The organism is Actinoplanes rectilineatus (genome assembly GCF_000962825.1).
Taxonomy (GTDB): Bacteria; Actinomycetota; Actinomycetes; order Mycobacteriales; family Micromonosporaceae; genus Actinoplanes; species Actinoplanes rectilineatus.
Window position 1 is genome coordinate 61611 of record NZ_JZKF01000047.1, and the last position, 11331, is coordinate 72941.

An 11331-nucleotide genomic window follows, 5' to 3' on the forward strand; every position below is an offset into this window, starting at 1 on the left:
ACGGCACCAACCGCCCGATCGCATCGGGCACTTCGGCACATCACCATTGTCTGCCCAGCTCACACGCCGTATGGTCCGGCACCTGGGACGTCGAGGACGGGAGCACAGGTGGGGAATGTCGACGAGCGGAACCGGATCGCGCGGGCGCGGGAGGTCGCCGCGGAACTCGATCGGATTCTGCTCGCCGCGGACCGGACCGCCTTTCACTGGCAGCAGCAGATGCTGCTGGTCGTCGCCGATCTGTCGGGCACCGATGCGTCCGAGGAGGAGATCCTCGGAGCGGTGCGGGAGCGGTTGGCCGGGCTCTACTACGGCGCGCGGAACTTCGGGGACTTCTACCTCGCCCGCGAGGACCGCGAGGACCGCGAGGACCGCGAGGACCGCGAGGACCGCGAGGAGCAGGTTGCGGCCAACCGGCACCTCGCGGCACTCGTCAAGGAGCTCCGCGCCCTCGTGGGCTACGGTCAGAGGAGTTCGAGGTAGCCGTCGGTGCCGTGCAGGCGCAGACGCTGACCGTCTCTGATCAGGGTGGTGGCGTTCTCGACGCCGACGACGGCGGGCAGGCCGTACTCGCGGGCGATCACCGCACCGTGGGTCATCTGGCCGCCCACCTCGGTGACCAGGCCGCTGATCGTGACGAAGGCGGGCGTCCAGCTCGGGTCGGTGTAGGCGGTGACCAGGATGTCGCCGGGTTCGAGGTCCGCGCCGGCGATGTCGGCGACCACCCGGGCCCGGCCCTCCACGACACCGGCCGAGACGGGCAGTCCGGCCAGTGCACCGGCGGGCAGGTCGGTCCGCTGATAGGAACCGGACAGGGCCTCGCCCTCCGAGGTGAGGACCCGTGGTGGGCGGAGATCGCGGAATGACCGGAACTGCTCACGGCGTACCCGAAGAAGGTCCTTATCGGCCTCCTGGGTGCGGACCACCTCGCCGAGCTCCGGGACCGTCAGGAAGAAGATGTCCGAACGGTCGGCCAGTACACCGGTCTCCACGAGCCGGGAAGCCTCCGCCAGCAGCGCCTGCTTCAGGACGAAATAGCGGCTGATCATGTGGTATTTCGGGTACTCCCGGTAGCCGATGAAGGTCCGGACCCGGTCGATCATCCACTTCGTCTCGACGGCCTTCGCCTCGCCGTCGTCCGGCAGCTCACGCAGCCGGGCCAGCACCTCCCGTTCCTTCTCCGCCGCCTGCCGACGGCCCTGCTCGACGCGGCGCGCGCGGGCGCCCGGCTCGGCGTTGCGCACGTTGGTCAGGATCAGCGGCACGATCGCCAGCGGCTGCTCGGACCAGCGCGGCCGGGTGATGTCGATCTCGCCGACGCACCGCATCCCATAGTCGTCGAGGAACGCCATGATCGCGTCACGAACCTCCTGACCTCCGGTCAGTTCCGGGAGCCGGTCCAGGAAGTCGTTTCCCGCCTTCTCCAAGAAATCAACCACGCCGGGGTACGCGCGGAGCACGTCAGCGACGTCGAGCAGCGCCATGCCCATCTCGGAGGTGACGTTGTCCGCGACCGACAGGGTGAGCGTGTCGGCGGCGTTCTTCTCCCCCAGCCACTGCTCCAGGTGCTCGTTGAGCCACCAGGATGCCTCCATCCCGGCCATGATCGCGAGGACGTTCCGCGGCTCGGTCAGGATGTTCCGCAGTCCGAGCAGGTCCGCGGTCACGAAGTCGATCACGTCGGTGCCGGACTTCCCGGCGATGTCGCGCTTGAGCTGTTCCAGGGACGCGCGCCGCTCCGCGATCAGCTCGGCGACGACGGCCGGATCGGTCGGCAGCTTCTCGCCGCGGTCCCCGGTCCGGGCACCGTGGATCGGGGCGACCGGGCCGTCGTCCGTCTTCTCCGGGACGAACCCCCGGTCGACGACCGTCTGCACCGCGTCGCCCATCAGCGGGTCCGACTGCTTCATGATCGGGAGCAGCTGCGCCCGCATCGCCGGGGAGGCCAGCCGGGCGGTGGCGTCGACGAACAGCCGCCCACCGGCGTCGCGCATCTCCCCCGGTGACGTCAGCTTCCACACCGACAGGCCGAGCGGGGTGATCGCCTCGGTCATCATCTGCTGGTGGCCGACCGACAGATAGACGCGTGGGGCGTCGTCGGCGGCCTCCGGAACCGGGAACAGGGTGGTGATCGGCCGGCTCTGGACGATCGCGAAACCGTCGTCGTCCCGGCACCATTCGATGTCCTGGGGACGACCGAAATGGGCCTCCAGTCGACGGCCGAGCGCTTCCAGGCGTACCCCATCAGGGTGGGAGAGCGCCGGAATCTCCCGGGTCTCCACCGGGACCTCCCGGTGCTCGACGCCACCGGCGGGCGAGGGCTGCACGGCGAGGCGCTTCACGGCGATCCGCTCGCTGATCACCACGCCGTCGCGCACCTGGTAGACGTCCGGGTCGACCAGGCCGGACACCAGCGCCTCCCCCAGCCCGAACCCGGCGTCGATCGCGGTGACCCGGCGGTTGCCGGTGACCGGGTCGGCGGTGAACATGATCCCGGACGTACGCGGAAAGATCATGCGCTGGATGACGACGGCCATCCGGACGCTGCGGTGGCCGATCCCGTGCCGCAGGCGGTAGGTGACGGCCCGCTCGGCGAACAGCGACGCCCAGCAGCGGCGGACGTGATCGAGGATGTCCGCCTCACCGATCACGTTGAGATAGGTGTCGTGCTGGCCGGCGAACGACGTCGCCGCCGAGTCCTCGCCGGTCGCACTGGACCGTACGGCGTACGCGACACCCGCCGTGATCGGCCGGATGATCGCCGACGCGAGCACGTCGGGGAGGGCCGCCTTCTCCAGGACACGACGGATCTCCGCGCTGTGCGAGGCGATCCCCTCGCGGTCGGCGGGGTCGAGCGCGGACAGCCGGTCCAGCAGCTCCGGCATTCCGGGTGCCAGTTCCAGGATCCGGTCGAAGGCGGTGGTCGTGACGACGAACCCGGGCGGCACCCGGATACCGTCGATGCGGGCGAGTTCCCCCAGGTGGGCGCCCTTGCCGCCGGCCAGGTCGGCCATCGACCGGTCGAGCTCGTCCAGATTCATGACGTAGCGGGACACCGCGGACTTCCTCTCGCAGGACGTAGCGTGACCGACCGATTGTGCGCGGTATATGGGGTCTTGCGGCAAGAGCCCCTATCCGATATAGCTTAGAAGTGGAAGGGTGCGTCCCCGCGATTCTCAGGTCCGGAAAACCCCTCGGACCGGGACACTCTCCCGGGATAGCCTCCACCGGCTGACGACAATCCGGCCTGGAGGATGCTCGATGACTCTGCCTCGCAAAGGCACCCGGACGATCGTGGTCGACGACGTGACGTACCGCTGGCGGGCGACGCAGAAGGACGAGCAGTTCGCGTCCTACGTCGCCGAACTCGCCGACCAGCCCCGCTCCGCGATGCTGGGTTCGAACGTGGCGATGCTACCGAGCATCACCCCCGGCATCGTCGCCGACGGCATCCGGGCCGCACTGCGGGCCGGATGGACCCCGTCGCAGCCCGGCCCGCCCTTCCGCACCCCGCGGTCATAGGGGTGGCTCCGTCGTCGCGGTGGGGCGTCACGCCCCGGGAGAGCATCGAGGCTGCCTGCCAGCGGCAAGGGGTCGCGGCTGTGGTCGGCGGGTGTGTGCGGACTGTTGTGGGCGTGGTCCGAGGGTACCGACAGCGCGGTGCGGACCGGGCTCGCTGACGAGGCTTGGCGGGTTCGGGAGATGGCTGCCGAGATGGCCGCGAAACGGCTGCTCGGCGGGGTGCTGCCCGAACTTGTGGGGCTACGCGGGGACCCGGTCGCACGGGTTCGTGTCGCCGCCGACCGGGCGATCCGGGTGCTGACCGCGGCCGGTGCCTGAACGGCGACGTCACCCCCTCATGTCCGCGCGGGTCAGAAGACGGTACTGATGGCGTCGGCCAGCTCGTCGGGGTGGGACAGGAACGGGGAGTGCGACGAGTCGAGTTCGAACACCTTCGTCGGGGTGGACGAGACGGCGTCCAGCTCGCGGATCAGGCGGCGCTGCAGGTTCGGGCGTACCGCGTTGTCGCGGGTGCAGAGCACGTAGCTGTGCGGGACCGCGCCGAACCGCTCCCGGGTCACCGTGATCGTCTCGGCGGGGATGCCCATCGGGCCGTCCGGGCTGAGCAGCGCCGTCGCGGCGTCGGCTACCGGGTCGGGGATGCCGTTGTAGAAGCATTCGCGGACGCTGGCGCTCAGGTGCGTACGCAGGCGGAGAGATCCGACGACGGCCGGATCCGCGGCAAGCAGCGGGCCCACCATGTCGCCCGCGTTCTCCGGCATGCCGATGTAGTCGACCGTCGGGTGACCGCCGACCGGGGCGAACGCGGTGACATACATCAGGTGGGCGAACAGTTCGGGGGCGCGTTCGGCGGCCGCCGTCACGACCGGGCCGCTCATGCTGTGCGCGACGACGACGCACGGGTCGCCGCCGCCGATGGCCCGCAATTGGTCGATCAGGGTGGTCGCGGCCGACGAGGCGGTCACATGGGCGACCGGGGACGGCTCGGTGGCGAAGGCGGCCGGGTCGAACGGGGCAGACCAGCGGGACCGCGGCGAGACCGCGCCGAGGCCGTGACCGTCGAGGTCGACGGCCACCGACGGGATGCCACGCGCGGCGAGCCGGGTGGTGACCGGTGTCCAGCACCAGGAGCCGTGCCAGAAACCGTGGACGAGTACAACGTTACGCATGCCACGGAACGCTAGAGACGCGCGCCGGCCACAACCACGTCCTGATTGTGCGGGGCTGTTGCGTGCAAGGCGGCGAGACGTGCGGCGCTGGGTGTGCCCGGGACCGGCTTGAGCATCAGCATCCGCTGGCGGCCCACCTGACTGGCGACGATCACACAGTCCATCTCGATCCGGCCGACCCGCTCGTCGTCGACGATTTTGGTCGGGCAGTGCAGCGACGCCACCGCGTGCCGGCCCCACATCCCGCGGAACTCCTCGCTGACCGTGGACAGCCGGTCGACCAGGGCTCCCGCCGCTCCGTCGTGGCCACGCTCGGCGATCACCGTGCGCAGATCCGAGGTGTACGCGAGACCCGTCTGCTCCTGGCTCTCCGGCGGGTCGAGCCGGTGCCGCCACGTCGGTGAGGTGAACCAGTGCCAGATCAGGTTGACGCCGACGAACCCTCCGAACAGGGCGATGTTCAGCCGGTTCTGGGCGAGGACCGTCCCGAGGTCGTCGGTGACGAACGCCGGCGTGGTGTCCGCGACCGCCTCCAGGACGTAGGCCAGCGCCGGGTCGACCTGTTCGGTGGGCGCAACCCGGACCGGCACGGACTGGCCGGCCAGCCGGAACAGGTGCGCCTCCTCCTCGCCGGTGAGCCGCAGCGCGGTGGCGAGCGCGGACAGCACGGCCGCCGACGGGTACGGTCCTCGGCCCTGTTCGAGCCGCTCGTAGTAGGTGGCGGAGACCGTCGCCAACGCGGCCACCTCCTCACGGCGCAGCCCGGGGGTGCGGCCGGATCGGCGCGCGGGCAGCCCCACCTCCTGCGGCGACAGTGCCTCCCGGCGACGACGGAGGAACTCACCCAGCCATGCACGGTCCACAACACCGGACCCTATCCGGCTTCCCTGGCGGCTCAGCCGCGCACCGACACACCGGTGAGGCGTTCGGAGAGCTCCCAGAGAGCGCGGAGGGACGACACCGAGACCACGCGGCCGGTGAGGTGCTCGCGCAGAAGCTGGGTGAGCGCGAAGTGGCCGAGGTGGTTGACACCGAACTGGGCCTCGAACCCGTCCCGGGTCCGGGTCAGCGCGGGCGGGTAGATCATCGCGGCGTTGTTCACCAGCAGGGCGGCGTCGCCGGTCCAGTCGTGGGCGAACCGCCGGACGGAGGCGAGGTCGGCCAGGTCGAGCGTGCGGACCTCGGTCGGCCCGGGGAGCCGCGCCGCGACGGCCCGGCCGCTGTCCACTGGCGGAACGCCTCGATGCGGGTGATCACCTGCTTGCGGCCGACGGTGTTCTCGATGCGGTCGAGGTAGAGGCAGCGGGCGGCCGGCATGTCCAGGTCGACGGTGAAGCGGTGGAACCGTCAGCGAGAACGGTACATCAGCATTCGTCACCGTCCCATGATCGCCGCTGAGCCGGTAGCCGTGGCCCGCCGAGGTGAGCGAAGTAGGACACGAAGGAGGGAGCTGCAAGATCCACTCTCCCGCCTTCGTGCCGCGTCCGGGGGATGCGAGGTTCAGGGCCCGGGAAAGCGGGCACGGTAGGTCTCGTCGCTCCAGGAACGACGGGAGCGATGCAAGAGATCGACGACTACGACGTTCGGAGACAGGCGACATGCGTGACGTGCTGAAGGCGACCGTTCCGGCCGTGGCCCTGATGACCGCCCTGGCCGCCTGCGGTCAGTCCGGTGACGGCGCCTCGGGCGAAGCGGCCGGCGCCGGCTCCAGCACCGCACCCGGTACCGCCACCACCGAACCCGCGGACGCGACGGCCACCCCGGAGAGCACCACCACGACCGGTGGAAGCCAGTCCGGTGGCGGCAGCACCGGCAGCGACTGCGCGACGGACGACCTCGCCGTCACGATTGCCGCCCAGGGTGACAGCGCGACGGCCCCGACCGCGATGGTCGTCGTCACCAACAACGGCGAGAAGGACTGCACGGTCCACGGCTGGCTGACGTTCACTCTGGTCAACGCCGCGAACGAGGCCGTCGAGGTGCCGACCGAGAAGGTCGAGGAGCCCGGCCCCGCGGTGGACGTGAAGATCATCGCCGGCGGCTCGGCCTTCGCCGGGATCAAGTGGACGACCTGCGACAAGGGTGACAGCTCCTGCGGCGCCGGCAACACGATCCGCTGGGACCTCGGCACGTCCGCCGACGGTCCGGCCGCCGAGCTCGAGGGCTTCCCGGCGGCGGAGAAGAGCAACATCACCATGAAGTCGCTCAAGGTCGGCACGCTGCAGCCGAGCCGGCAGGGCGTCGTCGCCTGGTGATCCCCGACCCTCCCGTGCGGGTGGTCCGACGCGGCGCCACGGCGCCGGGCCGCCCGCACGGGAGCAGCACCGATCCGGCCCGCCGAGAGTCGCCGCCCGCAGCCGCGGGACGACCCGGCGGGCCGGTTCGTTTCCCGCGGTGCGTGAAGGGTGCTCACCGCGTACCCCCGAAGGAGCGAAAGCGAAAAATCCTGCCTTGGGCGGTTAATGGGTGATCGAGTTGCGGAACTGTTTGTTCCTGTTGCCTTTCGTTGACATCACACATGTAACTACGCCAATGTGAGCGAGTTACGACGTTGCGCGAAGGGAAACATTCGATGCCACGATCACCCCTGCGACCACTACTCGCCGTAGCGATAATGATCCTCGCCCTGTTCGCGATCCCGGCCGGGACGGCGGCGGCGCAGGCCCCCGCGGCGGCCGCGGTAAACGGTCTGAAGGGCGAGTACTTCCGGATGTCGGCGCCGGGAGCCCATGACTTCGCGGAGCTCGGCGGCATTCTGCTGGATCCGAACATCGACCTGCCGGGTCTCGTCGGGGCCTTCGAGTCCCTGACCGGGCGGACCGAGCACACCACCGCCCGGTGGACCGGCAAGCTGACCGCGCCTACCACGGGTGACTACACGTTTTACATGATCGGCGACAACGGGTTCCGTTTCCTCCTGGACGGACAGCCGGTCATCGATCACTGGGTGGGCGACTGGGACCGCGAGCAGACCAGCGCCCCGGTGCGGCTGACCGCGGGTGAGGCGCACGAGGTGCGGATCGAGCTGTTCCAGGACACCGGCGGGGCGAACCTGTTCCTGCGATGGGCCGGGGCGGGCATCGAGAAGCAGATCGTGCCGGAGTCGGCGTTCACGCCGCCGGACGGTTTCCAGATCTACCCGGCCGAGTTCACGGTCGGCGCGGACGGCACGACCGTCGTCGCCGACTTCGAGGGCCGCGTCGACACCGTCGGCGAGCTCGCCACGCACCTGGCCGTCGAGGTGGACACCACGAAGTTCCCGATCGAATCGGTGCGGGTGGACCGCCGGGACGCCACCAAGGTGATCATCACGCTGGCCGAGAAGATCCAGAAGGATCAGAAGGTACGCGTGAACTACGACGGCACCGGTGGCCTGGTCGTCGCGGGCGAGGTGGTGCCGCAGGTGATCCGGTCGGCGGCCAACGCGTCGACGCACCGGCTGACCACCCCGTGGGGCGACAGGGTCGACAAGCGCAACCCGCTGCCGGAGTACCCGCGCCCGCAGCTGATCCGCAAGGACTGGCTGAACCTCAACGGCCAGTGGGAGTTCGCCGGGGCCGAGGCCGGTGAGCAGCCGGTGTTCGGCAAGGCGCTGGCCGAGCGGATCACGGTCCCCTATCCGGTGGAGTCGCTGCTGTCCGGCATCGAGCGGCGCGAGGACCACATGTTCTACCGCCGGCTGGTGACCGTGCCGACCGCCTGGAAGAAGGAAGGGCAGCGTCTCAAGCTGAACTTCGGCGCGGTGGACTACCAGGCGAAGGTCTGGGTGAACGGCAAGCTGGTCACCGAGCACACCGGCGGCTACACCGCGTTCACGGCGGACATCACCGACGCACTGAAGGCCCGCGGCCCGCAGGAGATCATCGTCGGGGTGACCGACGTGACCGGTCCTGATCAGCCGAAGGGCAAGCAGTCGCTGAATCCGGGTGGCATCGTCTACGAGCCGTCGTCGGGCATCTGGCAGACGGTGTGGCTCGAGCCGACACCCACGACGAGCATCGAAAACGTAACCATAAATACGGACATGTTTGGCAATGTCACCGCCAACATCACCGGTTCCGGCACCGTGACGATCACCGCGCTTGACAAAAAGGGTAAAAAGGTCGCGACGACCACCGGGGCGGCCGGCTCCGATCTTCGCCTGAAGATCAAGAACCCGCACCTGTGGAGTACGGACGACCCGTACCTGTACGACCTGGACGTCACGCTCGGCAAGGACGAGGTCCGCGCCTACTTCGGCCTGCGCACGGTCGAGGTGAAGACCGTCGGCGGCTTCCCGAAGCTGGTCCTCAACGGCAAGCCGATCTTCTCGCTCGCCACCCTGGACCAGGGTTTCTGGCCGGACGGGCTGTACACCGCACCGAGTGACGCGGCCCTGCGGTTCGACCTGGTCGAGACGAAGAAGCTGGGCTTCAACGCGGTCCGCAAGCACATCAAGGTGGAGCCGGCCCGGTGGTACCGGCACGCCGACGAGCTGGGCCTGATCGTCTGGCAGGACTTCGTGTCGTCGGACATCACCGGCACCGCCGGCCAGCAGGCGTTCCTCGAGCAGGGCCGCACGATGATGCGGCAGCTGCACAACTTCCCGTCGATCATCGGCTGGATCGTGTTCAACGAGGGCTGGGGCGAGTGGAACCGGGAGGAGACCGGCCGGATCGCCGAGCAGGTCAAGGCCGCCGACCCGACCCGGATCGTGAACGCGCACAGCGGCGTCAACTGCTGCAACTCCAAGGGTGACTCCGGCAAGGGCGACGTCATCGACCATCACGACTACAACAACACCGACCCGGCGTGGCCGGACGCGACCCGGATCGCGATGGACGGCGAACACGGCGGCTTCACCCTGCGCACGCCGGGACACATGTGGCCGGGCGTCCCCGCGGTGATCTACAGCGGGGTGGCGGACAAGGCGGCGCTGACCGCCAAGTACGTCGACAACACCGGCCGCTTCTACCTGGAGGCCGCCGGGGCGGAGTTGTCCGGATCGGTGTACACGCAGATCACCGACCTGGAGACCGAGCTCAACGGGTTGTGGACGTACGACCGACGGGAGATCAAGGTCGACCCGGCACCGGTCCGGGCGATCAACCAGAAGGTGATCGCGGCGGGTGCGGCGGCCGGAGCGGACGCGACGTTCCCGGGGAACGGCGAGTGGAAGCTGGACGAGGGCAGCGGCACGGTCGCCCGGGACAGCGCCGGGGACGCCGACCTGACGCTCTACGGCGACACCACCTGGGCGCCGGGCGCTCTCACCTTCGACGGTGACGGCGACTACGCGGACACCGCCGCGCCGGTGCTCGACACGACGAAGGACTACACGGTGTCGTCGTGGGTGACCCTGGACGAGATCCCGGGGAACTACGCGACGGCGGTCAGCCAGGACGGCCGGGTCACCGAGAACCCGTTCTACCTGCAGTACGGCCAGGGCGCCTTCGCGTTCAGCACGCCGGGCGGCAACCGGGCGCGGCTGGTGGTGACGCCGGAACTGAACCGGTGGTACCACCTGGTCGGGGTGCGGGACCACACCACCGGTCAGATCCGGCTGTACGTGGACGGCGAACCGGCCGCCGCGGTGCCCGCCGGACCGGATGTGGTCAGCACCGGTCCGCTGTCGGTGGGCCGGGCCAAGTACGCCGGCAACAAGACCGACTACTGGTCGGGGTCGGTCGATCAGGTGCAGGCGTTCGACCGGGCACTGACCGACGCGGAGGTGCGGGCACTGTTCACGGCTCAGCACTGAGAGAGGCTCAGCCCTGACAGCCCTGAGAGAGGCTCAGCACTGAGAGAAACGGCCCGCTGGATGTCCAGCGGGCCGTACTCAGCGCTTCCGGGGACGTTTCTTCGGACGGTCCCGGTCGGTCGCCACGTCCTCCTTGTAGGTGGCGCCGCCGTCGGACTCCATCCGCAGCGGGCGGGCGCCGCCCTCCGGCGGGCCGGCGATGGACTGTTCGCCGGCGGCCAGTTCCGGGAACTTGTGGTCGAACGCCGGGCGTTCGGAGCGGATCCGCGGCATGTGGTCGAAGTTGCGCAGCGGCGGCGGTGTGGTGGTCGCCCACTCCAGGGAGTTGCCGTGGCCCCACGGGTCGTTCTCGGTGGTCACCGTGCCGACCTTGTACGACTTCCACACGTTGTAGACGAACGGCAGCGTGGCGATGCCGAGCACGAACGAGCCGATCGTGGAGAACGTGTTCAGGAAGGTGAAGCCGTCGCTGGGCAGGTAGTCGATGTAGCGGCGGGGCATGCCCTTGGTGCCGAGCCAGTGCTGGACCAGGAACGTGGCGTGGAAGCCGAGGAAGGTCAGCCAGAAGTGGATCTTGCCGAGGCGTTCGTCGAGCATCCGGCCGTACATCTTCGGGAACCAGAAGTAGATCCCGGAGAAGACGGCGAACACGATCGTGCCGAAGAGCACGTAGTGGAAGTGCGCGATCACGAAGTACGAGTCGGAGACGTGGAAGTCGATCGGCGGTGATGCGAGCAGCACGCCGGACAACCCGCCGAACAGGAACGTGACCATGAATCCGACGGCGAAGAGCATCGGTGTCTCGAAGCTGATCTGGCCGCGCCACATGGTGCCGATCCAGACGAAGAACTTCATGCCGGTCGGTACCGCGATCATGAAGCTCAGGAAGCTGAAGAACGG

10 protein-coding genes are annotated in these 11331 nt (G+C 69.2%); 5 read left to right on the forward strand and 5 right to left on the reverse strand.

Annotation, left to right across the window (positions count from 1 at the left end; genetic code table 11):
• Window positions 1–108 precede the first annotated feature (108 nt).
• Entirely contained in the window at window positions 109–483 is a 375-nt protein-coding gene (locus WH85_RS29655) for a hypothetical protein (RefSeq protein WP_045745318.1), read from the forward strand.
• Here WH85_RS29655 and rph read toward each other — a convergent pair.
• Complete coding sequence (gene rph, locus WH85_RS29660) at window positions 465–3056, reverse strand: rifamycin-inactivating phosphotransferase (protein ID WP_342669807.1); 2592 nt, start codon at window positions 3054–3056, stop codon at window positions 465–467. The two genes, WH85_RS29655 and rph, sit on opposite strands and share 19 nt — an antisense overlap.
• 205 nt (window positions 3057–3261) lie before the next feature.
• Here rph and WH85_RS29665 point away from each other — a divergent pair, with 205 nt between their 5' ends.
• Together WH85_RS29665 and WH85_RS50805 are read left to right on the forward strand one after the other, a co-directional pair.
• Window positions 3262–3522, forward strand: coding sequence for a hypothetical protein (locus WH85_RS29665; protein ID WP_157411285.1), 261 nt, complete (start codon window positions 3262–3264; stop codon window positions 3520–3522).
• A 180-nt stretch (window positions 3523–3702) separates the two neighbouring features.
• On the forward strand, window positions 3703–3840 hold the full coding sequence (locus tag WH85_RS50805; RefSeq protein WP_157411286.1) for a hypothetical protein: 138 nt from the start codon (window positions 3703–3705) through the stop codon (window positions 3838–3840).
• A 32-nt stretch (window positions 3841–3872) separates the two neighbouring features.
• On the opposite strand, the gene WH85_RS29670 is transcribed toward WH85_RS50805, so the two are convergent.
• The 3 genes from WH85_RS29670 to WH85_RS29680 are packed head-to-tail and all read right to left on the reverse strand — an operon-like array spanning window position 3873 to window position 5919.
• Window positions 3873–4691, reverse strand: a complete 819-nt coding sequence (locus WH85_RS29670; RefSeq protein WP_045745320.1) for an alpha/beta fold hydrolase — start codon at window positions 4689–4691, stop codon at window positions 3873–3875.
• A gap of 11 nt (window positions 4692–4702) precedes the next feature.
• The gene (locus WH85_RS29675) at window positions 4703–5554 is read right to left on the reverse strand and encodes a helix-turn-helix transcriptional regulator (protein WP_045745321.1); all 852 of its coding nucleotides are present in this window, start codon (window positions 5552–5554) and stop codon (window positions 4703–4705) included.
• Between the two features lie 32 nt (window positions 5555–5586).
• The gene (locus tag WH85_RS29680; protein ID WP_045745322.1) at window positions 5587–5919 is read right to left on the reverse strand and encodes an SDR family oxidoreductase; all 333 of its coding nucleotides are present in this window, start codon (window positions 5917–5919) and stop codon (window positions 5587–5589) included.
• Between the two features lie 370 nt (window positions 5920–6289).
• Between WH85_RS29680 and WH85_RS29685 the strand changes: the two genes are divergently transcribed.
• Window positions 6290–6946, forward strand: a complete 657-nt coding sequence (locus WH85_RS29685; RefSeq protein ID WP_045745323.1) for a DUF4232 domain-containing protein — start codon at window positions 6290–6292, stop codon at window positions 6944–6946.
• 317 nt (window positions 6947–7263) lie between these two features.
• Window positions 7264–10431: a glycoside hydrolase family 2 gene (locus tag WH85_RS29690; protein WP_052720891.1), complete on the forward strand. Its 3168-nt coding sequence runs from the start codon at window positions 7264–7266 to the stop codon at window positions 10429–10431.
• A 78-nt stretch (window positions 10432–10509) separates the two neighbouring features.
• Here the strand turns inward: WH85_RS29690 and WH85_RS29695 are convergent.
• A partial coding sequence (locus WH85_RS29695; protein WP_045745325.1) for a cytochrome c oxidase subunit I occupies window positions 10510–11331 on the reverse strand: 822 nt, incomplete at its 5' end.

Bases quoted from the DNA above. Each gene is read 5' to 3' on its own strand.
- WH85_RS29665 (WP_157411285.1), top strand. From the start codon at position 3,262: ATGACTCTGCCTCGCAAAGGCACCCGGACGATCGTGGTCGACGACGTG.
- WH85_RS50805 (WP_157411286.1), top strand. From the start codon at position 3,703: ATGGCTGCCGAGATGGCCGCGAAACGGCTGCTCGGCGGGGTGCTGCCC.
- WH85_RS29670 (WP_045745320.1), bottom strand. From the start codon at position 4,691: ATGCGTAACGTTGTACTCGTCCACGGTTTCTGGCACGGCTCCTGGTGC.
- WH85_RS29685 (WP_045745323.1), top strand. From the start codon at position 6,290: ATGCGTGACGTGCTGAAGGCGACCGTTCCGGCCGTGGCCCTGATGACC.
- WH85_RS29690 (WP_052720891.1), top strand. From the start codon at position 7,264: ATGCCACGATCACCCCTGCGACCACTACTCGCCGTAGCGATAATGATC.